The sequence below is a fragment of the Amycolatopsis decaplanina DSM 44594 genome (genome assembly GCF_000342005.1).
GTDB lineage: Bacteria > Actinomycetota > Actinomycetes > Mycobacteriales > Pseudonocardiaceae > Amycolatopsis > Amycolatopsis decaplanina.
Window position 1 is genome coordinate 34,705 of sequence record NZ_AOHO01000080.1, and the last position, 24,062, is coordinate 58,766.

At 66.3% G+C, this 24,062-nt stretch carries 24 protein-coding genes and 2 pseudogenes; 17 read left to right on the forward strand and 9 right to left on the reverse strand.

Going from position 1 to position 24,062, the window contains the following annotated elements:
- Window positions 1-44: 44 nt before the first annotated feature.
- From H074_RS40560 to H074_RS36970, 6 genes and pseudogenes are all read left to right on the forward strand, one after another.
- Window positions 45-392, forward strand: a complete 348-nt coding sequence (locus H074_RS40560; protein WP_152521576.1) for a hypothetical protein — start codon at window positions 45-47, stop codon at window positions 390-392.
- Window positions 393-803: 411 nt separating this feature from the next.
- Window positions 804-1,161: pseudogene (locus H074_RS39835) on the forward strand (SGNH hydrolase domain-containing protein); the annotation flags it as partial.
- 62 nt (window positions 1,162-1,223) lie between these two features.
- Window positions 1,224-1,835 carry a TetR/AcrR family transcriptional regulator gene (locus tag H074_RS36955; protein WP_007035212.1) on the forward strand — a complete coding sequence of 204 codons (612 nt, stop codon included), beginning with the start codon at window positions 1,224-1,226 and terminating at the stop codon, window positions 1,833-1,835.
- Window positions 1,832-3,100 (forward strand): glycosyltransferase, encoded by a 1,269-nt coding sequence (locus H074_RS36960; RefSeq protein WP_083920568.1) that lies wholly within the window; start codon window positions 1,832-1,834, stop codon window positions 3,098-3,100. Before H074_RS36955 ends, H074_RS36960 begins: the two co-directional genes overlap by 4 nt.
- Window positions 3,101-3,112: 12 nt before the next feature.
- Entirely contained in the window at window positions 3,113-3,619 is a 507-nt protein-coding gene (locus tag H074_RS36965) for a DUF6653 family protein (RefSeq protein ID WP_007035214.1), read from the forward strand.
- Between the two features lie 222 nt (window positions 3,620-3,841).
- The gene (locus H074_RS36970) at window positions 3,842-4,699 is read left to right on the forward strand and encodes an SAM-dependent methyltransferase (RefSeq protein ID WP_039924412.1); all 858 of its coding nucleotides are present in this window, start codon (window positions 3,842-3,844) and stop codon (window positions 4,697-4,699) included.
- 224 nt (window positions 4,700-4,923) lie between these two features.
- Here the strand turns inward: H074_RS36970 and H074_RS41875 are convergent, their stop codons facing one another.
- The gene (locus H074_RS41875; protein ID WP_007035216.1) at window positions 4,924-5,229 is read right to left on the reverse strand and encodes a hypothetical protein; all 306 of its coding nucleotides are present in this window, start codon (window positions 5,227-5,229) and stop codon (window positions 4,924-4,926) included.
- 210 nt (window positions 5,230-5,439) lie between these two features.
- A complete protein-coding gene (locus H074_RS36980) occupies window positions 5,440-6,039 on the reverse strand; it encodes a TetR/AcrR family transcriptional regulator (RefSeq protein ID WP_007035217.1) in 600 nt (199 codons plus the stop codon).
- A gap of 83 nt (window positions 6,040-6,122) precedes the next feature.
- Here H074_RS36980 and H074_RS36985 point away from each other — a divergent pair, with 83 nt between their 5' ends.
- The gene (locus H074_RS36985; RefSeq protein ID WP_007035218.1) at window positions 6,123-7,214 is read left to right on the forward strand and encodes an FAD-dependent oxidoreductase; all 1,092 of its coding nucleotides are present in this window, start codon (window positions 6,123-6,125) and stop codon (window positions 7,212-7,214) included.
- A gap of 914 nt (window positions 7,215-8,128) precedes the next feature.
- Here H074_RS36985 and H074_RS36995 read toward each other — a convergent pair.
- Window positions 8,129-8,539, reverse strand: a complete 411-nt coding sequence (locus tag H074_RS36995) for an ArsR/SmtB family transcription factor (protein ID WP_007035220.1) — start codon at window positions 8,537-8,539, stop codon at window positions 8,129-8,131.
- A 122-nt stretch (window positions 8,540-8,661) separates the two neighbouring features.
- Here H074_RS36995 and H074_RS37000 point away from each other — a divergent pair, with 122 nt between their 5' ends.
- The 6 genes and pseudogenes from H074_RS37000 to H074_RS41895 all read left to right on the forward strand — a co-directional run bounded on the left by H074_RS37000 (window position 8,662) and on the right by H074_RS41895 (window position 11,656).
- The gene (locus H074_RS37000; protein WP_007035221.1) at window positions 8,662-9,165 is read left to right on the forward strand and encodes an arsenate-mycothiol transferase ArsC; all 504 of its coding nucleotides are present in this window, start codon (window positions 8,662-8,664) and stop codon (window positions 9,163-9,165) included.
- Window positions 9,166-9,186: 21 nt separating this feature from the next.
- Window positions 9,187-9,591 carry an arsenate reductase ArsC gene (locus H074_RS37005; RefSeq protein ID WP_007035222.1) on the forward strand — a complete coding sequence of 135 codons (405 nt, stop codon included), beginning with the start codon at window positions 9,187-9,189 and terminating at the stop codon, window positions 9,589-9,591.
- Window positions 9,592-9,629: 38 nt separating this feature from the next.
- Window positions 9,630-10,721: an ACR3 family arsenite efflux transporter gene (gene arsB, locus H074_RS37010; protein WP_007035223.1), complete on the forward strand. Its 1,092-nt coding sequence runs from the start codon at window positions 9,630-9,632 to the stop codon at window positions 10,719-10,721.
- Window positions 10,718-10,849, forward strand: a pseudogene (locus tag H074_RS42165) (FAD-dependent oxidoreductase); the annotation flags it as partial. The gene arsB and the pseudogene H074_RS42165, both read left to right, overlap by 4 nt.
- Before the next feature lie 169 nt (window positions 10,850-11,018).
- Entirely contained in the window at window positions 11,019-11,453 is a 435-nt protein-coding gene (locus H074_RS41890) for an NAD(P)-binding domain-containing protein (RefSeq protein WP_235096974.1), read from the forward strand.
- Between the two features lie 65 nt (window positions 11,454-11,518).
- Window positions 11,519-11,656, forward strand: a complete 138-nt coding sequence (locus H074_RS41895) for a hypothetical protein (protein ID WP_007035225.1) — start codon at window positions 11,519-11,521, stop codon at window positions 11,654-11,656.
- Window positions 11,657-11,660: 4 nt separating this feature from the next.
- On the opposite strand, the gene H074_RS37020 is transcribed toward H074_RS41895, so the two are convergent.
- Window positions 11,661-12,086: a hypothetical protein gene (locus H074_RS37020; RefSeq protein WP_007035226.1), complete on the reverse strand. Its 426-nt coding sequence runs from the start codon at window positions 12,084-12,086 to the stop codon at window positions 11,661-11,663.
- Window positions 12,087-12,813: 727 nt separating this feature from the next.
- On the opposite strand from H074_RS37020, the gene H074_RS42445 reads away from it, so the two are divergent.
- Window positions 12,814-12,957: a hypothetical protein gene (locus H074_RS42445; protein ID WP_161630729.1), complete on the forward strand. Its 144-nt coding sequence runs from the start codon at window positions 12,814-12,816 to the stop codon at window positions 12,955-12,957.
- 139 nt (window positions 12,958-13,096) lie between these two features.
- On the opposite strand, the gene H074_RS37025 is transcribed toward H074_RS42445, so the two are convergent.
- Window positions 13,097-14,440, reverse strand: coding sequence for an NAD(P)-binding domain-containing protein (locus tag H074_RS37025; protein WP_007035227.1), 1,344 nt, complete (start codon window positions 14,438-14,440; stop codon window positions 13,097-13,099).
- A gap of 105 nt (window positions 14,441-14,545) precedes the next feature.
- Here H074_RS37025 and H074_RS37030 point away from each other — a divergent pair, with 105 nt between their 5' ends.
- Window positions 14,546-15,391, forward strand: a complete 846-nt coding sequence (locus tag H074_RS37030; protein ID WP_007035228.1) for a helix-turn-helix domain-containing GNAT family N-acetyltransferase — start codon at window positions 14,546-14,548, stop codon at window positions 15,389-15,391.
- 818 nt (window positions 15,392-16,209) lie between these two features.
- Here H074_RS37030 and H074_RS41905 read toward each other — a convergent pair.
- Window positions 16,210-16,572, reverse strand: coding sequence for a DUF2637 domain-containing protein (locus H074_RS41905; protein ID WP_007035229.1), 363 nt, complete (start codon window positions 16,570-16,572; stop codon window positions 16,210-16,212).
- Window positions 16,573-17,282: 710 nt separating this feature from the next.
- Between H074_RS41905 and H074_RS37040 the strand changes: the two genes are divergently transcribed.
- On the forward strand, window positions 17,283-17,999 hold the full coding sequence (locus tag H074_RS37040) for an ANTAR domain-containing protein (protein WP_007035230.1): 717 nt from the start codon (window positions 17,283-17,285) through the stop codon (window positions 17,997-17,999).
- Between the two features lie 160 nt (window positions 18,000-18,159).
- On the opposite strand, the gene H074_RS37045 is transcribed toward H074_RS37040, so the two are convergent.
- A complete protein-coding gene (locus tag H074_RS37045; protein ID WP_039924415.1) occupies window positions 18,160-18,498 on the reverse strand; it encodes a MerR family transcriptional regulator in 339 nt (112 codons plus the stop codon).
- A gap of 788 nt (window positions 18,499-19,286) precedes the next feature.
- On the opposite strand from H074_RS37045, the gene H074_RS37050 reads away from it, so the two are divergent.
- On the forward strand, window positions 19,287-19,538 hold the full coding sequence (locus H074_RS37050; RefSeq protein ID WP_007035232.1) for a hypothetical protein: 252 nt from the start codon (window positions 19,287-19,289) through the stop codon (window positions 19,536-19,538).
- Between the two features lie 200 nt (window positions 19,539-19,738).
- Here H074_RS37050 and H074_RS37055 read toward each other — a convergent pair whose 3' ends face one another.
- Window positions 19,739-21,766: a pentapeptide repeat-containing protein gene (locus tag H074_RS37055; RefSeq protein WP_161630730.1), complete on the reverse strand. Its 2,028-nt coding sequence runs from the start codon at window positions 21,764-21,766 to the stop codon at window positions 19,739-19,741.
- A gap of 812 nt (window positions 21,767-22,578) precedes the next feature.
- Complete coding sequence (locus H074_RS37060) at window positions 22,579-23,247, reverse strand: DUF2637 domain-containing protein (protein ID WP_235096975.1); 669 nt, start codon at window positions 23,245-23,247, stop codon at window positions 22,579-22,581.
- Between the last annotated feature and the right edge of the window lie 815 nt (window positions 23,248-24,062).

Below are 24,062 nucleotides of genomic sequence, written 5' to 3' on the forward strand. Positions count from 1 at the left end.
AGGGTGGTTCTGTCGTCTCTCTGGACGGTGACTTTTCTTGACATGTGGAAAGTGTGCTCGTCGAGATGGGTGCGGCGACCGCGTCTGATGGACCAGGTGAATCCGTGGTTCAGTTGGCCGACGAGAGCGGACGTCTCTTTGCGGTGTTTGAAGGTGTTCCTGCTGGCACGGAATGGGAGGTGACTGAAGGCTATTTTGAGGCCGCCGACGGTGTTCGCATACCTGACATGACTAAAGTTTTCGCATGTTCATTTGAGTGCAGATGGACCGATTTGGTTGTTCGCTTACTCGGGGCCGTGGCGCGGAACGCTGAGACTCCTATGTGGGTAGTTGATGGTAACGGTGTCGTATGGGATCCGAAGCGTGTCGATCCGCAAAAAATAGTATTGTGATGGTCTACTGGACATAGTTGTAACTTTCGCCGAGGCAGGTGACCGTGCAGATCGCCGCGGTGTGTGCCCTGGGTGATCCACCTTGTGGCCGTGCTGGGGAACTGCGTGCGGCGTGGCGGGTTCGTCCGACGCTTCCCGGGGGAGCGGGCAGGGCCGGCAGGGAGTGTCCTTGCTGTCGCACTTTCCGAAGAGCAGGCAGCGCGCGATGTCGCGTGTTGGGAGGAGGCGGGCCTGGAGTTCCAGGGCGGCCAGCACAGTGCTGAAAGGGGTGGCGTGTACGCCCATGCTCAGGGGTATGCTGCGATTTCGGTCGCAGCCGATCAGCGCTCCGCATGAGGAGAAGCTGGCGAGCCGGTGTCTACCGCGCCGAACGAGTTCGACTTGGAGTTCTTGCAGGCTGTCGTCCAGGACGACCAGGCGGGCATCCCGGTGCTGGCGGTGCGGGACAGCCCGCGCTTCGGTCAAGCCCCCTCCGCCGAAACCCACGGCGCCCGAATGCGCTACCCCACGGTCGGAGCTCTACGCGGAGCGGCCGCCGTACGAGGGGCTGCCGGATCTGCCGCCGAACGTGCGGTTTCTCGATTTCAGCGACTACTTCTGCACGGCCGAGGTCTGCCCGCCGGTGATCGGCAACGTGCTCGTCTACCTCGACGACAACCACGTCAGCGGTACCTACATGTCGACGATGTCGGCCATCGCGGAGAAGGCGATCACCGAGGCGCTCGGCTGGGCCGACGACCACGCGGAGGAACCGCCGCCGGGCGGCTGACTCGAACCAGTCAGAACCGGCATCACCTTGACGACACTGAACAAGTGTTCAATACTTTGAACATGAGTTCAGTTTCTGATCTGACCGCACGGGCTCGGATCCGCGACGCCGCGTTGGCCAGATTCGGCGCCGACGGCATTGCCGGGACCTCCGTGCGGGCGGTGGCCGCGGATGCCGGCGTGTCGCCGGGGCTGGTGTTGCACCACTTCGGCTCCAAGGACGGGTTGCGGCAGGCGTGCGATGACCACGTGCTCGACTCGATCCGCTCTGGCGGCGAGGAGGGAGCCGACGCGCTGGCAGAGGTGCTGCAGGCCGCCACGCCGGTGCGACGGTATCTGGCCCGGGCGTTCCTGGACGGGTCGAGCGGAGCGTCCGCCCTGTTCACCGAGATCGTGGACCGCACCGAGGCCTGGCTGATCGACGGTGAGCGGGAGGGCTGGGTGCGGTCCTCGGATGACTCTCGGGCGCGCGCTGTCGTGTACGTGTCCTGGCTGCTGGCGCCCCTCGTGCTGGGTGATCACGTCGGACGGCTGCTCGGCGGGGATCCGGCGGAAACCGCGACCGCGGTCCGGGGAGCCAAGGCGGGGCTGGAGATTCTGACCAACGGTCTCTTCGCCGATGACCGTTGGCTGTCCGCCTACACCGCCATCAATGACGAGGAGCGATCGAAGTGAGAGCGTTGCTGGTCACTAACGGCACACGAGGTGACGTGCAACCGATGCTCGCTCTCGCGGTCGCCCTGCGCGCTCGCGGACATGAGGCGGTGCTGGCCGCGCCGGACTCGTTCGCCGAAGCCGCGGGGGAGTACGACATCGAGTTCGCCTCGCTGGGTGAGGGACCGAACCGGCTCATGAACGACCCGGTGGTGCAAGAGGCCATCGAGGGCGGCTACCGCGGCGTGCGGGGCAAGATCACCGCCGTGCGGACGGCTCAGCGGATCAAGCCGCTGATGGCGGAAGTCTTGCACAACGTCGGTGTGGTCGCGAAAACGTCCCGCGCGGACGTCGTCGTGCACACGACGGGGGTACCCGCTCACCACGCGGCCGAGATGCTCGGCGTGCCCGCGGTGGTCGTCGCGCTGCAACCCGGCTGGATCCCCACCGGCGACTTTCCCTGCCCGATGATGCCCTTACCCCGCCTGCCGAGGGTCCTGAACCGTGCCACGTATCTCGCGGTGGGCGCCGTGCTGCGGATGTACGCCGGTATCACCTCCACGTGGCGCACCACCGAACTCGGGCTGCCACGTCGCCGGGGAAGCCACGACATTTTGCACGACGCGGACGGCGCGGACCGTCCGGTCCTGCAAGCGTTCAGCCGTCAGGTCACCCTTTCCGCCGCCGACTGGCCGGATTCGGTGCACACCACAGGCTTCTGGTACCTCCCAGCCGTGACAGGCTGGGAACCGGTTGCGGAATTGCGTGATTTCCTCGACGCCGGTCCTGCTCCGGTCTACATCGGATTCGGCAGCATGGCAGGCCGGGATTCACGCCGTACCCGCGCGGTGGTCGAAGAAGCGGTCCGCCAGACCGGTGTCCGCGCGGTGCTCGCCACCGGCTGGGGCGGCATCTCCGCGGACGCTGGAACCGACGATCTGTTCGTGATCGACCACGCGCCGCACGACTGGCTGTTCCCGCGGATGAGTGCGATCGTGCATCACGGTGGCGGCGGCACGACAGGTGCCGCGCTGGCGGCGGGCATACCGCAAGTGGTGTGTCCGTTCGTCGCAGACCAGCCTTATTGGGCGAACCGCATGCACAGCGTCGGCGTCGCACCGGCCCCGATCCGCCAGCAGCGCCTGACCGCCGACCGGCTCGCCGCGGCACTGCGACAGGCCACCGGTGACGCCGGAATGCGCGAACGTGCCGACCTGCTCGGCCGGAAAATCCGGGCGGAGAACGGTGTCTCCATCGCTGCCGACTTTCTTGAAGCCCTGACCTGACAAGGAATCACGATGGAAATCACCGATGCGGTCGCGAAGACCTTTCGTATGGACGATGAAGCCTGGCGCCGTCACGCGAACCCCTGGAGTGTGTGGACCCGCTTCGCCGCTATTCCGCTGATGCTGCTCGCGATCTGGAGCCGGACCTGGATCGGCTGGTGGTGCCTGGCGCCGATCGCGGCTGTGGTCGTGTGGCTGTTCCTCAATCCGTCGGCGTTCCCGCCGGTCGAGCCGCGCAGCTGGGCCGCCCGCGGGATCTACGGCGAACGTATCTGGACGCACGACAAATCGTCGGTCCCGCCGGACCACCGCCAGGTACTGCGTGTCCTGGTCGTACTCGGCCTCACCGGGTTCGGCCTGATCACGCGGGGCCTGATGGCGCTCGACCTCTGGCCGACCCTCTTCGGAGCGACCGTCGTCATCATGGCTCAGCTGTGGCGTATCGACAGGTTCGGCTGGCTCTGGCAACTGGCCGAGGAACAGGCGACCGATGTCCGAGGCGATCGCTCCTCCTGCTGAATCGGTGACAGGCGAGTGTCAGTTTTCGTCCACTATCCGCACCGTTCCCGTGGTTCCGTCGATGGCGATCAGTCGGCCGGTGGTGATTTCGTGGGTGGCGTTGCGGATATGCCACTGCCGAGACGATGGACAATCGGGGTGACGTGCTGATCGTGGCCGGGCGGACGGCCGAGGTGGAGCAGGTCGCCGACCTGACCGGACGGAGAACGGAAGGAGCCGACGATGGTGGACAAGGTAGCCGGGACTGCGGTCGGGCCGATGGTGATCGCCGCGGTGGAACAACACCATCCGGCAAGACGCCGTCTGGTACAGGATGAAATGGCCATCCGCTTCCTCCCGCCCGCCGTGAGATTCCTGGCCGGTCTGGCCAGGTGGCGGGTGATCCGGGACTTGCTGGTGTCTGCTTCGGAGAAGAAGGCACCCGGTATCTGGGGCGGGATCGCCTGCCGCAAAAGGTATCTGGACGACATGTTCGCCGTGGACCTGCGCGAAGGCGTCGACTCCGTGGTCGTGCTGGGCGCGGGCCTGGACACCCGTGCCTACCGCTTGGCCGTGCCCGTGGGGATCAGGGTGTTCGAAGTGGATCTCCCCGGCAACATCGAGGACAAGCGCGCACGGATCCGCGTGCCGGACACGGTGACACTGGTGCCGATCGACTTCGAGACCGACGATCTGGAGACCGTCCTCGTCGAGCACGGATACCGGCCGGCCGGTGCCACCCTGTTCGTATGGGAGGGAGTGACCCAGTACCTCACCGAGGACGGTGTCCGCAAGACGTTCGACGTCCTGGCGAAGGCCGGCCACGGAAGCCGGCTGCTGTTCACCTACGTGCGTAGGGACTTTCTCGACGGTGAAGCGATGTACGGCGCAGATGCACTGCATCGGCAGTTCGTCGAGAAGAAGCGGATTTGGCGGTTCGGGTTGAACCCCGAAGATGTCAGCGGGTTCCTCGACGAGTACGGCTGGCGCGAACTCGAACAGATGGGTGCCGAGCAACTCACGTCCCGGTACGTGCGGCCGACCGGCCGGATCACGGACGTCTCGGAACTGGAACGAACCGTCCACGCCGAGAAGCGGTGATCACCGCGTCACTTGTCCGTATCGCCGCGGGAAACCGCTCGTTTAGCGGTCAAAGCCAGCCATAACAGGCTGAACGCGGTGATCGCCACGCCCAGCGTGTCGATCCAGACGAGAACCCAGCCGAGCAACGCAGGAAGCCGCAGGTACCAGTAACGCCGTGGAATGGCCGCCGAGCAGGACCATGAACAGTATCGCGAACACCAGGGCGGGAGTGACGCCGCCCATCAGGAACTGTCCTTCTGCGGCAAGGTTTCCGGGCGCCCGGTGGGCAGGTTGTCGGGTGGTTCGATTCTGAGTGCCTTGGCGACAGGGACGTCAGTGGAGGAGTGCAGGACGATCGACAAGGCGATCGTGATGGCGACGAGGTCGAAGACGTGCTCCCCGGCGGGAATCCCGGCTTGGAGTGCGAGCAGGCCGTAGACGACGGACGCGAAACCCTTCGGCCCGAACCAGGCAGCGACTGATCGTTCCCGGGCGGGCAGTGGAGTGCGGATCAGGGAGAACATCATCGCGGCCGGCCGGATCAGCACGATGGCGATGATCGCGACGGCCCAGTCGTCGAAGCTGGGATGTGACAGCCGTTCGGGGTGATGAGGGGGCCGAACTTGGTCGTTTCCGAAAGCAGATCACCGAAGTGCTCGAAGTGGGACTTGGATACCTGGAACAGAATCCGCCCGTGGCGCGAAACCGGCCGTCGAAACGAGCTGCCTGGCGACGGCAACTTCGCTCGGGCGGTGGTGTCATGGTGATCGTCGCCAGGGTGCGAGGGCGACTTCGGTCGCGGTCCTCATCGCGCCCTGCAGTGTGGCGGGGTCCGTTCCGTCGGTGTCGTCGAGCAGGGCCTGGAGTGCGCCGGTGACCGCGCCGACGAACGCTCCGGTCAGTGCCGCCGCGCCCACCGGATCGAGCTGGTCGGGGAAGGCATCTGCCAGATGTTTCGCGATCACGCGTTGCGCGCCGAGTTGTTCCTGGAGCGCACGTCCGCGGACGGCGGGCACGGTCTGGATCATTCGGAGCCGCAGTGCCGCCAGGGGACTGACCAGCTCGTCACCGGTGGCGGTGACCTCGCTCAGGGCTCGTAGCAGTACCTCGGCCGGGCCTTCGGCCGGTTCGCGAGTGGCGATGGCGTCGACGGCGGCCTGTACGCGCTCACCGGCGTCCGGGAACAGCAGCTCTTCCTTGCTGGCGAAGTAGCTGAAGAATGTCCGCGCGCCGATTTCCGCGGCCGCCGTGATGTCGGCGATCGTCGTTTCGTCGTAGCCCTTGCGTTCGAAGAGTTCCGTCGCCGCGTCGATCAGTGCTTGACGCGTGCGTGCTCGCTTTCGATCACGGAGGGACATGCGAGGCAGCATACGCGTGACGGCAGCGAGTGCAAACTGGCAGTCATTGCCGACTTGCACTCACTGCTGATATCGTCCTCGACATGGAGAACGTGCTGATCTGTGGCGCTGGGGTCGCCGGGTCGACTCTCGCCTATTGGCTGGCTCGTAACGGCTTCAAGGTCACTGTCGTGGAGCGGGCCCAGGGCATGCGCTCCAGCGGTAATCCGGTCGACGTCCGCGGGCCCGCTCTGCCGGTCGTCGAGGCCATGGGTGTCGTACGCCGCCTGCGGGACGTCGCGACGAGAACGAAAAGAGTGCGTCTGCTCGGCGGCGACGGTCGTCGGATCGCCACCGTCGGCCTGCCCGCGGTCAAGGGCGAGGAGCTCGAGGTCCCTCGATCCGATCTCGTCACCGTGCTGTACGAGGCGGCTCGCGGCGAGGCCGAGTTCCTGTTCGACGACACGATCGCCGGGTTGCGCCAGGACGAGCACGGCGTCGACGTCACCTTCGACCGGGCGGCACCGCGGCACTTCGATCTCGTGATCGGCGCGGACGGCCTGCACTCCGCCGTCCGGCGGCTCACCTTCGGGCCCGAGCGTTCTTTCGTCCGCCCCACTGGAATCTATGTCGCCACGACGTCGTTCGGAGGCCCGGTCGACCACCCCGAGGAGGTGCTCCTCCACAACACGCCGGGCAGACTGGTCGCCATTCATCCCTCCCGGGACGAGGGCGGGGTCGCGTTCATCTTCCGTGCCCGGGTCGCGAATGTGGACTACCGCGACACGGCACGGCACAAGCGGATCGTCACCGCGGCGTACGGCGATGTCGGATGGCGGGTCCCCGCGCTACTCGAACGCCTGCGAGATGCGGAGGACGTCTTCTTCGACGCGGTCAGTGTGGTCGACCTCCCGTCGTGGTCACGCGGCCGGATCGCCTTGGTGGGTGACGCGGCCTCCTGTGTTTCCCTGCTCGGTGAAGGCTCCAGCCTCGCGATCGCCGGCGCGCACACGCTCGCCACCGCGCTGGCGGCGGCACCGTCAGCCGGTTTCGGCCGGTACGAGGCCGAGCACCGCGCCCGGGTCATGCCCGCGCGGCGTGCCGCCAAGTTCACCGCGGCCATGCTCGTGCCGAAGACCAAACTCGGCTTGGCGACCCGAAATCTCGCAGCCCGCGCCTGGCCGTGGAGCGTGTGACCACACAACGGCGGTGACGACGCTCGCGGTCGGCGCTGCCCGGGTGGCGATTGGCTGCGGCGCCGTCGTGCACCTACTGACGCGCAGCGAAGAAGCAAGGAAGCCGGCATTGTCTCTCGGAGCGGGCTCGGCATCATCGGCCGCCGAGCCGCCGCCGGAGCCCCTGGACTCGGCGATCTTGTTCGCGCCCGCCGGAGACTGGTTCCGCCCGCCCTCGATGCTCTCGACCGAGGCGGGACTCTGCCGCTCGCCGGAATCCATCTCTCCGACATCCCGTCCCTGAACTATCAGCGGCACCTCTTCCAGGAAGGTCAGGTGCGCAGCGTCACGGCGAACACACGTGGCGAGGCGCGGGAGTTCCTGGCGTTCGCGGGCGCCCATCACCTCGAGGTGAGCACGGCGCCGTACCCGCTGGCCCAGGCTGGCCGGGCACTCATGGATCTGGATTTGCGGTGCGGTGCTTGTTGATCATCAGCCCGTTGTGGTTCCTCGAACAGGGGGTCGCCGACGTTCGTGATCGTCGCGCTGCTGACGTTCCAGGTCGGATTCGCCGAGGTGACCCGGCCGTACTTCGAACGACGACTCGCGAGGCCACGCCGGCGCCGGTTCATCGGTCTGCTCGACCACTACGCGCTGCCGCTGTTCCTAATTCCACGCAACCGGGATGGCGCTGGCCAAGGCCTGCGTCTACTTCGTCTTCGGAGACGGCGTTTCCGAAGGCCGGTTCCCCGGTCTGACCTGGTGGCTGCAACGGGGCCTGTCGCGGTGCTCGGCTCCTTGCTGCGCACGCTCCCGTTCCTGGTGCTCTTCGGAGGAAGGCGCAACAAACGGAACTCGAAGGCCGTGCGATGCAGGTCGGAACTACGAAGTTGCTCGGGTCGGACGGATCAATCGGATGGCTGTCCGGCGCGGGGTCAGCACCTGGCGTCGCGTTCCGGGTCGGTGAGGCGGGCGGGTCGGTCAGCGAGCGGGCCGCCGGAGCGGAGCAGGGTTCCTAGTGTTGCGAGTGGTTCGGGGACGACGGTGTACCAGCTCCAGGTGCCGCGTCGTTCCCGTTCGAGGATGCCGGCGGAGACCAGCACGCGCAGGTGATGGCTGAGCGAGGGCTGGGGCATGTCGAACTCTTCGGCGAGGTCGCAGAAGCATGCCTCGCCACCGGGGGAGTACCGCACCAGCGACAACAGACGGATCCGAACCGGGTCTGACAGCGCCTTGAACAGCTTCGCGGCGATATCGGCTTCGTCAGGGTCGACGACCGCGGCAGGTTCGGCCATGAGCAGAGTGACCGCGACCGGCTTCCGGGTGCGACTGTTCTCGCTCGCCACATGCCCTCCTTCGCGCCGGATTCCCTGTCGAAGTCCACCATACCCACTGGATTGACAAAGCTCGATTCAAGCTCTTCAATTGCATTGACAGAAGTCGATCCAGTGGCTCGTGAGGAGACGCCATGACCCCTGCGGCCGAGGGGCTGCCTGGCCGTAAGGTGCTGGACCAGTTCGACCGGATCACCGACGAGCTGGTCGACCTCGCCAAGGTCGACGGGCTCACGATGGTGACCGCGCCGCAGGTGCTGTTCGTGTGCGTGCACAACGTCGGTCGTTCCCAGCTGGCCGCGGGGCTGCTCAATCACCACGCGTTCGGGCATGTGATGGTCCGCTCCGCGGGATCGCAGCCCCAGGGTGAGATCCCGCCAGTGATCGCCGAGGCGCTGGGCGAGTTGGACATCCAGCTCGCGGGTGCCTTCCCGATCCCGCTGACCGACGAGGTCGTCCGCGCTGCCGACGTCGTGGTCACGATGGGCTGCGGAGACGCCTGCCCGGTCTACCCGGGCAAGCGGTACCTGAACTGGGACGTGCCCGATCCGATGGGCCAACCCCTGACCGTGGTCCGCGGGATCCGGGACGATATCGGCCGCCGCGTCCGGCACCTGCTCGACGAACTCATCGACTGACCCCAAAGGAAGGAACCAGGCATGACCCGCACGCCTGAGGTGTTGTTCGTCTGTGTGCACAACGCCGGCCGCTCCCAGATGGCCGCCGCGCTGCTGCAGCACTACTCGCTCGGCAGGATCGCTGTGCGGTCCGCGGGTTCCGAGCCCGCGGAGACGGTGAATCCGGCCGCCGCGGCCGCCTTGGCGGAATGGGGGCTGGACATCACGGCCGAGGTGCCGGGCAAACTGTCCACTGAGGACGTCGCCGCCTCCGATGTGGTCATCACCATGGGCTGCGGCGACACCTGTCCCGTGTTCCCTGGCAAGCGGTATCTCGATTGGCCACTGGAGGATCCGGCCGGTCAGGGCGTGGACGCCGTGCGCCCGATCCGGGACGAGATCGACCGCCGCGTCCGCGGTCTGGTCGCCGAACTTCTCGACACGTGATCCCGGCTTTCCGCTTTCGATCCCAGGAGATCAGCACCGTGACCCGAACCGCCGACAAGGCCGGTGGCCCGGCCGAGGCCGACGTCCTGCGCAAACTGTCCTTTCTGGACCGGTTCCTCCCCGTCTGGATCATCGTCGCGATGGGTGCCGGGCTGCTGCTGGGCAGCGTGATCCCCGGTCTGCAGGGGATGCTGGACGCGGTGAAGATCGGGCAGGTGTCGCTGCCGATCGCGCTGGGTCTGCTGCTGATGATGTACCCGGTGCTGGCGAAGGTCCGCTACGACCGGCTCGACACGGTGACCAAGGACAAGCGCACGATGGTGCTTTCCCTGGTGCTCAACTGGATCCTCGGACCTGCGCTGATGTTCGCCCTGGCCTGGCTGATGCTGCCGGAGCTTCCCGAGTACCGGACCGGGCTGATCATCGTCGGTCTCGCCCGCTGTATCGCGATGGTGATCATCTGGAACGACCTGGCCTGCGGCGACCGCGAGGCCGCGGCTGTGCTGGTCGCGCTGAACTCGGTCTTCCAGGTGATCATGTTCGGGGTGCTCGGCTGGTTCTACCTCGACCTGCTGCCCGGATGGCTCGGTCTCGACACCACCAGCATCGACTTCTCGCCGTGGGAGATCGCGCTCAGCGTCGTCATCTTCCTCGGCATCCCGCTCGCCGCCGGCTACCTCTCACGCCGAATCGGGGAACGCGGCAAGGGACGCGACTGGTACGAAGGCACGTTCCTGCCGAAGATCGGCCCGATCGCGTTGTACGGACTGCTGTTCACCATCGTCGTGTTGTTCGCCCTGCAGGGCGACACCATCACCTCCCGCCCGCTCGACGTCGCGCGGATCGCGTTGCCGCTGCTGGTGTACTTCGCGGTCATGTGGATCGGCGGCTACCTGCTGGGCAAGGCATCCGGTCTCTCGTACGAGCGCACCACGACGCTGGCGTTCACCGCCGCGGGCAACAACTTCGAGCTCGCGATCGCCGTCGCCATCGGCGTCTTCGGCGTCACCTCCGGGCAAGCGCTCGCCGGAGTCGTCGGGCCGCTGATCGAAGTCCCCGTTCTGGTCGCGCTGGTCTACGTCAGCCTCTGGCTGCGTAAACGCTGGACCGCGAAAGCCCCCGCGGAATGACCGGAGCCGCGCAGGTCGCCGTCATCGGCGGGGGCCAGGCCGGTCTCGCCGCGGGCTACTACCTGCGCCGCGCCGGCCTCGACTTCGTCATCCTCGACGCCCAGGCCCAGCCGGGCGGCGCCTGGGGCCACGGCTGGGACTCGCTGCGCCTGTTCTCCTCGGCGCGGCACAGTTCCTTGCCGGGGTGGCCGATGCCGCCTTATCCGGGACCCGGCTACCCGACCGCCGAACATGTCGTCGACTACCCTCGTCGCGTACGAGAAACGCTACGAGCTCCCGATCCGCCGAGGAGAGGCGGTGACCGCCGTGTCCCGCGACGGCGAGCGCTTCCAGGTGAGCACCGATACCGGGGACTGGAGCGCCGAGGCGGTCGTCAGTGCGACGGGGACCTGGTGGCGCCCATTTCTTCCACTGGTCCCCGTCGGGTTCACCGGTCGTCAGTTGCGCACGGTGGATTACCGGGGTCCGGAGGAGTTCGCGGGTCAGGATGTCGTGGTGGTCGGTGGTGGAAACTCCGGCGCGCACTGGAGACCGGACAGCCCGACACCGCCGGAGTCACCGGGCTGGGTGACATCGTCGCCGTCCCGCCGGTCCGCGAGGCCCGTGACGCCGGGCTCCTACGACCGCGCCCGATGTTCTCCCGACTCGACGTTGATGGTCCTGTGTGGACAGACGGCGCCAGGCAACGTGCCGACGCGGTCATCTGATGCACTGGCTTCCGCCCCGCGCTGAGCCATCTCGCCCCGTTGCGGCTGCGCACCACCCGCGGCCGAATTCCGACCGAGGGCACTCGTGCCGTGGCCGAGCCCCGGCTGCATCTACCCGGCTACGGCGACTGGACCGGACCGGCGTCGGCCACGCTCATCGGCGTCGGCATGACCGTCCGGGCCGCGGTCGCCGAGATCCGGGCCGCGCTGGACACCGACGTCGGGTGACTTGTCAACCCGTGCCTGTGGCGATCGTCTTCAGCTTGTCGGCCAGTGCGGGGGAGCCGTAGGTCTTGAGCACCTCCGCGCGGGCCGGGCAGACAGCCAGATCGGGGCACACCAAAGGAATCATCACTTTCAGCGTCGTGGACAGGTGGCCATACGGGAGGGCGCCGAGGATCTGCTTGACCCCGAACACCGCCGTTGAGCTCAGCACGTCGGCGAGGAATCTCGGAAACCGCAGCCGGAGCAGTCCGTCACGGATCGGGGTCTGGGTGAGTTTGGCGTAGGTGCCCGGGTCGAGACCTGTCGCCAGCTCGGTGAGGCGGAGGCAGAGGAAGTGGCCTTTGCGGCGGGTCTTGTACAGCCACGGGAGGTTGTCGAGCGTGCGATCGGCGACCCGGACATAGAAACCGTCCTGATCGAACACGTAGGTCACGACGTCATCAGCGACCTGCGCCCGGAAACGGCCCAGCTCCGCCCTGGCGCGCTGGCGGCGCTCGACTTTCGGGGCGGGCTTCGGCGCGACGACTCGTGGCGGCTGAGGTGCTCGTGCGGGCCGCGGCGGGGTTCTCGGTGGCGTGTGCCGGACCGCCGAGGGCGGCGATGTCCAGCTTGGCCGGTGGACCGGGGCCCGTCTCGAGGTAGAGCGGGACGACGACGAACTGTGCGCTGATCGCCTGCATTCTTCGCCGCGCTGGGATCCGTACACGTGTGCCTTCCCGCACGACGGGCACGCGTATTGGTTGCGGGGAAGTCTTCGGTGGCCTGCCACCTCCTCCACGCTAGGAACGTGATCGCCGCTGGTCACTCGGCTGTTCCGGTCCGGCAGGCGACGGGAATCTCACCCCTCGCGTTGTAATTCGTCCTTGTGAGGCAACGCGGTTAACCCGCGTGAGTGGATCGCCAGCCGAAGCACGGTCGCCACGACGAGCCGGGGTCGCTGTGCTCCGGACGGGCGCTGAGTGGCGGATCGGCGGGCGGCTAAGGTCCGCGCAGGCCCCACAGGTGCGCCGGGATGGTGACGAGCGGCAGCACGGCGGCGAGGATCAGTTAGGTGTCCCGCCAGTGCAGGTGGACGGTGAGCAGCACGGTCAGGGCGAACACGCGCCGCTGGCCGTACCAGCGGGGCAGGGCGGCGAAGGCGGCCCAGCAGCCACGCCACGGTGAACCACAACAGGTTCTGCGCCGGCGCGACAGCCACGACCGCGGGCACCGCCGGCACCGATCCGGCCGTCATCACCGAGCGGCGACCCCGGGCGTCGAGCCACCGCCCGACCGGGATCCCCGTCAGCGCGGCGACGACCTGACCAGCCGAGAACGCCGCGATCACCCACGTGGTCGGCGAGCCCTTCGTGCTGCTGATTTCCGTTGCCAGCACAGGAAAGGCGTAGAACAGGATGCCCCAGCTGGTGATCTCGGTGACGCAGAGAACCGCCGGCATCGGGGCTAGTTCGCCGCGGCCGACGGCGCGGACAGTGTCAGGACTTCCGGCTCCGGTGCCGCGCAGCAGCCGCCAGCAGCCGGCGCGGAATCCGGTTCGTCGAACACACCGGCGCCGCCGCAGACGCCGGTCTCGGCCATCCGCAGCTCGACCCGCGCGGCGGCTTCGTGGTCACCGGCGAGCTGGGCGGCGATGCTGCGCACCTGCTCGTAACCGGTCATGGCCAGGAACGTCGGCGCCCGACCGTAGCTCTTCATCCCGGCCAGGAAGAAGTTCTTCTCCGGATGCGCGAGTTCCTTCGCGCCGTGCGGATACACCGTCCCGCACGAGTGCACGTTCGGGTCGATCAGCGGCGCGAGCGCGACCGGTGCCTGCAGCGTCGCGTCCAGCTCGAGCCGGATCTCCGACAGCCAGCTGAGGTCGGGACGGAAACCGGACAGGGTCACGACCTCGTCGACCTGCTCGATCCGCTGTCCGCTGGAGGAGATGAGGGTTAGCCGTCCGCCGGTGTTGCGTTCGACCGTCTCGGTGCGGAACCCGGTCACCACCGTGATCAGTCCGGCGGCCACTGCTTCCTGGGCGCGTAGCCCGAGAGCGCCCCGAGCGGGAAGCTGGTCGGCCTCGCCGCCGCCGAAGGTGTTGCCGACCACCCCGCGGCGCAGCACCCAGCTGATCCGGGTGTCCGCGGAATCCTTCGCCAGACCGGACAACGCGACCAGTGCGGTCAGTGCCGAATGCCCGCTGCCCGCGACCACCACATGCTTGCCCGCGTACCGCGCCCGCGCCTCCGGGGAGCCCAGATCCGGGACCCGGTACGCGATCCGGTTCACCGCCGCACGCTCACCGACGGCGGGAAGCCCTTCGCCACCAAGCGGGTTGGGCGTCGACCACGTCCCGGACGCGTCGATCACCGCCCGCGCCGCGATCCGTTCCTCCGCCCCGTCGGCGGCGCGGACGTGCACGGTGAACGGCTCGTCGTCGCGGCCGCTGTCCACGACCCGGTCCCGTCCCCGGCGAGCGACGCCGATCACCTCGGCGTCGAAGCGGACCCGGTCACCGAGCGCCGCCGCCAGCGGTCGCAGATACAGCTCGGCCCAGTCCGAACCCGTCGGATATGCCTCGCCGTCAGGCCGTGTCCAGCCGGTCGCCGCCAGCAGCCGCCCGGCCGCCGGAGCGACGAGCTCGGACCACGACGAAAACAACCGCACGTGATTCCACGCCGCCACATCGGCGCCCGCGTGCGCACCGCGCTCCAGCACCAACGGCTCGAAACCGCGCTCCACCAGCTCGGCGGCCGCCGCCAGCCCCACCGGCCCGGACCCGATCACCACGACAGGCAGCTCGTTCATCCCCACGCACCCTTTCATCGATCCATCTCGATTGAGTCGATGCGGGGGACTGTATCGACGGCCATCGATTGACGCAACCATCGATTCTGGTCGATACTGTGCGGTATGACCACCGTGGTACCTGCTCCGCTCGCCGGCGTCCTGCCCGAAACCGAAGCCGCGACCTACGCCGGCTGGTTCGCCTGCCTCGCCGAGCCGATGCGGGTGAAACTGCTGCACGCGGTCGCGACCTCGCCCCGAGGCCTGACCGTGGGCGCGTTGACGGAGATCCTCGGGACCAGTCAGTCCACGTGCTCCCATCACGTGCGGAAGCTGGCCGATGTGGGGTTCGTTCACCTGCGGAAAGAGGGCACGGCCACGGTCGTGACGATCAACCAGGCCTGCTGCAGCGGGCTCCCGCACGCGGCCGACGCCGTCATGGGCGTGCTCGCGCCGCGGCCCTGCTGCCCGGACAACCTGCCCGAGGACGTCTCTCTCCGGCCGATGGCCGACGGTGACTGGAAAGCGGTGCGCCGGATCTACGCCGAAGGCATCGCCACCGGCCTGGCCACCTTTGAGACCGACGTCCCCTCACGTGCGGCTCTCGACGCGAAATGGCTACCCGGCCACCGCTGGATCGCCGACATCGACGGCGACGTCGTCGGCTGGACCGCTGCGACACCGACCTCGGCGCGCGACTGTTACCAAGGAGTCGCCGAAACCTCCATCTACGTCGCCGAAAGCCACCGCGGCCGCGGTGTCGGCAAAGCCCTCATCCACAAACAGGTCACCGAAGCCGACACCGCCGGAATCTGGACCCTCCAGACCTCGATCTTCACCGACAACCGCGCCAGCATCGCCCTGCACCACAGCGCCGGCTACCGCACCGTCGGCATCCGCGAACGCATCGCCGAACGCGACGGCATCTGGCACGACACCGTCTTCCTCGAACGCCGCAGCCCCGTCAACTAACCGCGCCACCCGCGACTGGATGGCTCCAGCCCAGCTTGTTCGGGCTAGCCTCAGCCAGCACGCAGAGCCGCATCGACGGCCTGATCGGCCGGTATCGCCAACGCCTGGACATGCGGATGGCTGTTCTCTCGGACTTGACGATGACCCTGTCCGGACCCGGGACTGGTACCCAGATACTGCCTGCGAATCCGAACGTCGGCCAGGAATGGCCGTGGGCGGAGCCGGAACACGGACGCCAGCAGCACATCCTTCGTCTCCGGACCGAGGTGGGCTTTGGCAGAGCCATAGGGTCACCCGGAAGCCCGGGTTCCAGCTTGCGTGCGTGGAACTGCTGCTGAAATTCGGTCCATTCCTCATCGTCGGTTCACGGTATTCCTCGGCCGGTCGGATCGCGCGGCGGTGGGCGAGAAATGCCCTGCAGCACGGACCAGGTCGTCTTGGGAGATGGCGAAGTAGGCCTGCGCCGGACAGTCAGCGAGCACTCGACGCAGGTGCGAAATCTGTCTGTGTGGCTCGACACGGAGTTCGGAAAGGATGGCCGTCTACGTCGGATTCACCCGAGCCGAGACCTGGTTGAACCGTGTTTCGGAGAAGTCCTTCGTTGCGCCATTTCCTCAGAACGCGGCGGCCGTAGTTGTGGGTCCCGGCAATCCGGTCGAGGTCAGCACCAGTCGGTGTACGCCCCTTGCCCTGCCCAGCCAGGTAGTGCGCCCACATGAGTACTTCTGCGTTCAGCTCAACAGCGGGCTCCGGGCACGTTGCGGAGTCAACCTGGATTGCGTCGTCGCTGCCGGCGGAGCAAGCCGCCGCTGGTTCGCTCATCTGCTCAACCGCTGCGAACCTGCGCCGCCTGAGAGCACGGTTGAGTAATTCAACAGCCAGCGGGGGCAAGCGGCGACGGTGACTCCGAGGACACTGAGGTCAGGAGTTGAGCCGATGTTGGCACAGAGGGACAGCGAAATGTCGAAGATAAAGGCAAGCCAGGCGGTCCAACGCCCTCCGGTTCGTTCACCGCCCGTCGGTTTCCAGAGTTCGACGGTGGCGATCATGAGAAGACCGTCGACGATGAGTGGCCAGATGGCGGCCGTGGTGCGGTCGGCGCCGAACTGTAGAGCGAAGTCCCGCCTGTGGCGGTAGGAGGCGTAGGCAGCGCCGAGGGCGACGGGGCTGTGCAGCCGCACTGCACGGCTAGCGCGGGCTCACGCCAAGCTCCGCGTGCCGTTGCTCCGTTCGGATGGCTCACGGCGGTCACCGGGCCTTGCGGCGGTGCCGCTCGATCACGGTCGTCGCGGAGATCCGCAGCTCAACAGGCCTTTTTTGGCGTGGGGTACTTGTTCGAGTCGCGCCGGGGGCACTCGCAGGATGCACATTCGTTCCCGCCTGCGCAGCTTTGCTGCGAAGCGGTTTCGGGTGTCAGGCTGATCCGATCTTCGGCAGGAACCGTAGCGCGAACCACGTGCGGCCCTTCGCTCGTTGCCGAGGCGGCGGGCCAGGTATCCGGCCCCAGCGGAATGCCGAGGATGATCGGCACGCTTGTCGCGATCTGCCACCCCGACATCGCGAGGCTGGCTTGCGTAGGCCTTGGATGTCCGAGGCTCCCGGTCGCATTCACTCCTTCCGGCGGCAGCGCTACAATGAGCTACGTATCGTGAGGTCGTTCAGACTGTGTGGAACCGGTCGGATTGTGGCCTTGGGCGGGCCACCGAGAATGAGGCGAGCCGAGCACCTGCCAGCGGGCATGACGTACCCCTCCACGGGGTATCTGTTCCTTGGCTCGCTGGTGGCTGGATCTTCGTCACCGCGGCTTGGGGAACCTACTCGACGGGTGACTTCGATTGCGCAACTCTGAACGTTACTTTGCTGTCGCCGAGGCGATGCTTGAGGTGGAGGTGTGACACCGCCCGATGACCTCGAGACCGTTCTGGCTCGCCTGCGCCGCGCGGCCTCCGAGGGGCAGCACCTCGGCACTGTCGCCTCCCTGCGCATCGCTGTGCTTCTCGGCCTGGATGCCCTCACCATCGACCTGATCACCGGTGCCGGAAACCTGGAACTGGTGTGGTGCGACCCTGTCGACGGGCCAGGGCACGAGCTGGACAGTCTGCAATACACCCTCGGTGACGGTCCCACCCTGGAAGCCGCCCGGCAGGGCTATACGGTGTCCGAACCCGATCTGGCCGCCACCGATCAGGCCCGCTGGCCGTTGTTCCTGCCTGCCGCGATGCGGTCGCCGGCCCGAGCCGTCATCGCCACCCCGCTGCGAGTCCACGGCGGCACGTTCGGAGCCCTTACCGGTTACCGGGCCACGCCTGGCGCCTTGACCGCATCGCAATCACGCGATTTCCATCGCGTCCGGGACGGGCTGCTGCCCTTGGTGCTGCGGAGCGCGGCGTGCTTGGTCACCAGCGACTCCGGTCGCGGCGACGGCCTCGGCTGCTACCGAGAGGAAGTTCAGCAAGCCGCCGGCCTGCTCGCCGTCACCCTCGCCATCCCGCCCGATCAGGCGCTCGCCCGGCTGCGCGCCTACGCCTTCCGTGACGACCGCTCCGTGACCGACCTTGCCCGCGACGTCCTCACTCGTCGCCTGCGACTGGACGACCACAGCACGTAGGCTACGAAACAGTGAAGCGGAGTAACTCAGGCACGGTGCGCTGTTCTGCTGGCCGCTGATTGTGTGATGAGCTCCGCCACTCTCGAGGGAAGCGGCCACGGAAGTCGAGAACGGATCAGGGTGTGCCGCGAGATATGGCGGCAAACCCCGACCTGATGGCTTATTCGGCGGTGCGGAGTTCGTTGTTCTGGAGCTGGGCTTCGTGGAGCTGGTCTTCGAGGGAGACGATGCGGCAGGCGGCCTCGACAGCCGTGCCCTGGTCGACCAGTTCCCGCACGCGGGCGGCGATGCGCAGCTGTTGCCGGGAGTAGCGGCGGTGTCCGCCTGCCGAGCGCTGCGGTGTGATCAAGCCGGCTTCGTCGAGGCTGCGCAGGAAGTTCTGGGTGGCACCCAGCATGTCCGCGGCGCGGCCCATCGTGTACGCGGGGTAATGGTCATCGTCGAACTTATCGGCCCCACCTGAAAGGGCAGCAGGGGTCTCGCGTTGGTCAGGAATCATTCCACCTCCACATCACAAGGGACCCCGGGCGCCACGTGTGGCGCCCGGGGTCCCAGGGGTTGGGTTTCACCATTGTCTACTGGCCGTGAAGCCGGTGCCGTGCATCCGCGGTGTCCGTCCGACAGGCGGACGATGCGGAGATCGCTTGTTCGTAACCGAGAACCACCATCCAATCCGATGGGCCTGCGGTACCCGCGCGGCACATTTGCCCAGCCGCCGCGGGCGATCCAATGATGCTCCCTTTCCCTTCTTTCTTGTTTTTCTCTCTTACTGGGTACTGCCTGTGCTGCGATTTGCGAGGACATGACCGGCTGGAACCCTTCCACTGATCGGCCCCAGCACGCGCCATGCCGCTGGTCACCGCCCGGAGCCCGTCAAAGATCGGCTCCGGGCGCCTGACCAGTCCTGCACCTACTGACTTGCCACTGCCAAATACTCTTGCAACTTGCGTTTACTGATATTGCATTACTTCGCCGGGATCGGCCTTGCTGCTTGCGTCTTCACTCCTTGATCCCGGTACTTCTCCGGTCACCAGCCGAAACCTGTTCACCGATTGGCTTCGTCCTGCCTGACCGTCTTGTCTCACTTCGCGGGTAGTTCCGTCATCTCCCGCGCTTGCTTGACGTTGTCTCTCTCGGTACGAGAAGGACACTACATGCACCCGAGGTTGAATGTCTACCCTCGTGGCCATAGATTTGCTCCTGTCTCGGCGTGGAAGACCGCTGACGCTGCAGATCCGCAGGTCAATGCGGGGGCGGCGAGGGACGACATCACTCGAAAGGGCCGGAATGACCGACTCGACCGCACAGCAGGACCCGTTCGGCCTGACCGGGGTGCGCGACCACCAGGAATACGTCGACGCCCTCAAACGATTGGCCGAGCAGGGCCGCCGGGAACGCTGCGTCGCGCTGCTGTCGGAGACCGAAGCCCATGTCATGGCGGAACTGCTGGGCCAGTACGCCCTCCACAACCCCACCGGACATCTCAACCAGCTCGCCGCCACCCTCGCGGCACGCCTCTACAGCCGCCTCGGCGCCTGAACGCAGGAAAAGTTCGTCGTTCCCGCCGAGCCGGCGACGGTCAGTAGTCGCGGCGTTGCGGCAGGCGTGGGCAGGCCGACGAAGCCGGTGTTTGTTCCTCGTGGGCGGTGGTTGGCCAACTTCGGCGTTGGCCAGCGCTGGCTTCTGTGCGCAGTTGGTCAGTGTCTACCGAGGTAGATAACGTGGATGTCGTCTCGTTGTCATCGTTTGACCCGGGCGCGGATGGCGAGAACTGCCAGCGCGAGGAATACGGGGCCGAGGAATCGGCCTGCCATAACCGTCCACGTCCCAGCGGGAGTCAGCTTTTGGGCGCCGTCGCGAAAGACCACTGAGCCCATCGCGAGCTGGAGTGCTTTGCCCGTCCGATTCCAGGTCCACCGTTGCGCGACCGGGGGCATGGTGGTCGGGGGGTCGCTAATCTGCAGGGCGACTACCTGGGGGGCGCTGGTGGGTGCGGGCTGCAGTGTGCCGGCGACCAGTTGTGCAGGGCTGCTGGAGGGCAGCCCGGTGCCCACTAGGAGGACGGTGATCGCGACGACGAGCAGAGCGAGGCCCGCAAGGGCACGTAGGGCCCGTTGGCCGTACCCTGAGATGAGCCAGTAGGCGGTGAGCACGACCCGATCCCGCCGGGGTCCGGTGTGTCGGCGGGCTTCCATTTCGCCGTAGTAGAAGTCGCCGGCGCCGGCTTCGTCTTTGCCGTCCTCCAATGCCTTGCGCAGGGACCGGTACAGTACCGCCAGGCGCTCAGGTTCAACTTCGACGGGATTACCTCCCAGCGGATATGACTGCCAGTCCGCGCTCTTGCGTCCTGGCCTTCTGCGACGCCACGCGTGCTCCTCGGCCAGGACCTGGCGGCGGGTCCACCGCCACAGCGGCGGCCACGCCCACCCCGCGCTCCATCCCGTAGGCGGCTCGTGGAAAGGGCAGCGCCCCTCGATCCGCAGCATGTCCAGATGGTGGGCGCCGGCGAACCTGCACCACCGCATGTCCACATCTGTCAGGAGCAGCTCGCTGACATCGGTGCCCTCCAGGCTTGTCAGACCGGGTACCCACGTCTCGATCTGCCCGCCACGCGTCCCGACTTCGGCATGATCACGGCTCCGTGCGGCGCGCTGATCCCACCCCTGCACCTGTTCCACAGAAGCCACGACGTTGCGTTGAGTGGTATTGATGCGAAAAGCCTGGTGGCTGCCTTCCAAAGATGACGGCCTGCCGAAGGAAGCCCTCTCGAGGTTGACACTCGCGTATCGCATACGCAGCGCCACTCCCTCCTCAAACCGAGTCCGGCGACAAGACAACAAGCCAGTCTCGGCTTCTATCACGACCGACCGCGAGAACACCGCGTCGTCGAGAAATAGTTCGGCCGCAACCAGCGGCCCTAGGCCGGTGGCAGCCTCGAACTGGGCAAAGTCGAACCGAACGTTCGCGCTGAACCGTGCATCAGCGAACCTGGCGTGCGCGCTGAATCGGGCACCATCGAATTCCGCGTTTTCAGTGAAATGGGCACTCAGGAACCATGCGTGCGCACTGAATTGGGCATTGCGGAACCTGACTTCCCCTCTGAACCGGGCTTCGCGGAACTCGGCGTTCTGGTTGAACTTGGCATTGGTGAACCATGCATTCCCGTTGAACCGGGCACTGGTGAACAGGGCGTGCCCGCTGAACCGGGCACCGCCGAACTCGGCGTTCCCGCTGAACCGCGCATCAGTGAACTTGGCGCTTCCGCTGAACCGCGCATCGGTGAACTTGGCGTTCGTGAACCGGGCGTCGCGGAACTCGGCGCCGCTGAACTGGACATTGGTGAACCATGCGTTCCCGCTGAACTGGGCACCAAGGAAGCCGGCCTGCTCGCTGAACCGGGCACTTCTGAACTCGGCGCTCTCGCTGAACTGGGCTTTGTCAAACTTGGCGGTTCGCGCAAAGTGCACGCGGGCGAAACTCGCATCGGCGGCGAAACGGGCATGCTCGAATCTGACTTCCCCGAACTGAGGGCGAACGGAACCGGTATCGCCTGTGCCGATAGCCTGGAGCACCCTCCCGAGTAGTTCCGCATCGAACGTGGTACCGCGCGCGTCCAGATCAGCGCCCGGCCCGAGGCCTGACAGCACTTGTTCCAGATCATCGTGGCGCAGGTGCGTCAGGCAACGGTCAAAGCCGCTGACCTGAACACCGACGCAACTCGGATTGACATCTTCTTGGCAGGTAGGCCAGTTCGGTGTGAAGTCCACCCCGGACTCGACGGGTGATCTCGACATACCCCTGTTGTATCGCACGCGGGCGAACGTCTGCTACCAGCGCTATCTGTCTACCACCTTTGCGGTGGAGTGCCGCACACCCGCATGAAGGAACAGGGGCTACATCGGCGGTTCGAAGCGAAGCCTCACTGGTAGGGCGGTCGCGCTTTGATTACGAGTTCAGCTTGTCGTTTAACCACGGGTCGGTGAGTGTCGATCTCAGTTGATCATGAGTGCGGCCCTTGGTCGATGATTCGCTCCTGCGAGAGAAGGAAGTTCGACTCAAGGGTTGCGATGATCAGTGAGTTCTATGGATGCATGGCATCCCACGCATGCGGAGCGACCTCAGACCAGTTCGCGGAGGTCAGTATCGGAGGGCTCGTGCTGCGCCCCGGTGACCGGATCGTTCTGACAGGCGCCATGCGTCGTCAGCGCAGCGACCCTACAGCAGAAGCGCTAGCCCTAGGCCTTCAGGTGATCAGGTCAGTGAGCAGGAGACCCGAGTCGTTGCCGCCGCGGACCCGGATTCGCTATCCGGCAAAGCAAAGGACGCAGGGGCCCTAGGAGTTCCTGTCGTTACCTAAGATGCCTTCGTGCGTGCGCTCGAAGCTATGAAGAGGTGACGGCTCGACTGGGGCAGCCGGTGCAGCACGGCTTTCTGAAACCTCCGTTCAAGGTGTCGATCCGACCGAACCTGGCGCGGTAAGTCGAGGGTTCTGAGATGTTGCCGCTTGGGGTACGGAAGGCATGTCATTTGGGCAGATCGGCCAGGTTGGCTCGGATCGGCGAGAGGAAGAGTCCCTTCCTTAGGCCGCTTTCGGAGGATGCGGCGGCCGTAATTGTGGGTGCCGGCGACCCCGGTCGAGGTCGGCGCCGGTGGGTGCGCGCCCTTCGGCTTGTTCGGCGAGGTAGTGGGCTCCCATGCGTTCTTCAGCGGTCTGCTCGGCGGGTGGTTCCTGATTCCTCGCCGAGGTCGGTTGGATGACACTGGTGTCGTCGGGCGAGGTTGTTTCGACCTTGCCGTGGCTCTGCTCTTCAGGCGTGTTGTCGGCCTCGGTTCTGTGTCCTATGAGCGCTCGGTTGAGGAGTTCGACGGCGAGGAGCAGGGCTAGGGGAGGGCATGCGGCGACGGCGATGCCGAGGATGCTGAGGTCGGAGGTGGAGCCGATGTTGGCGCAGAGCGACAGCGAGATTCCGAAGATGAACGTCAGCCACGCGGCCCATCGGCCTTCCGCGCGTTCGGCGTCGGCGGGTTTCCAGAGTTCGACGGTGGCGACCATGAGGAGACCGTCGACGATGAGTGGCCAAATGGCGGCGGTGGTGTGGTCGGCGCCGAAGCGGAGGGCGAAGTCCCGGCCGTGGCGGTAGGAGGCGTAGGCGGCGACGAGGGCGACGAGGACGGTGCAGCCGCTCTGGATGGCTAGAGCAGGATCGCGCCACAGCCCGGACGAGACTGCTCCATTCGAGCTTCTCACGGCGGTCACCGGGCCTTGCGGCGGTGCCGTTCGATCACGGTCGTCGCGGAGATCCGCAGCTCAACGGGCATTTTGGTTCGTGAGGTACCTGTTGGAACCGCGCCGGGGATTCGAACTCACATGGCGTCATCACGCTTGATACGGCGTCCGCAGCTGTGCGCACCCGTGACGCCCACCCGAGCCTTAAAAGAAGAAATCTTCACTCGGTGGAGTTGAGTGAAGGTTCTCGCAACTGGTGAGATCTCACCTAATGCGGTGTCCGAGGGGGACGTGATCACTAATCCTTGGCAGATCTCCCAATTTCTGGGAGGTCATGCGTGGACTATAGCAGATGATTTGCTGCACCTTGATTCTAGTCATCCTGCAGTTGCTGCGATATCGGATGTTCCCGTGCCTTGTTGGCCGAGTCGGGTTTTCAATTGTTTCGTCGGTCGCCATCCACGGAAGCAGGTCGAGCACGAACTGCTGATCTCCCAGCTGTATTTCCCCGGCGACGAACGCAACGACGATGACGGCGCCTCGGCGGTGAAGTCGGAATTCTGCTGCTTCCTCTGCAGCGTCCGCAGGCCGAGGTGAGACGGTTGGAGACGGCTTCCTTCTCGAACCCGAGCGTTCCTGACTGTTGTCCACTTTGGAGTACCGATGCTCCACCGCGTCCGCATGGACGTACACCTAACCGTCGGGCCTGGACCCCGGGGCTGAGCGCGCCGAGATTCTCGCGCGCAAGAAGGAGTACGGCTAGTACTCCAGTCGTAGTTCGTGATGGTCATGGTTCGTGGGTCGATTGTCGCTGGTAGTGGCCTTGCTGGGCGCGG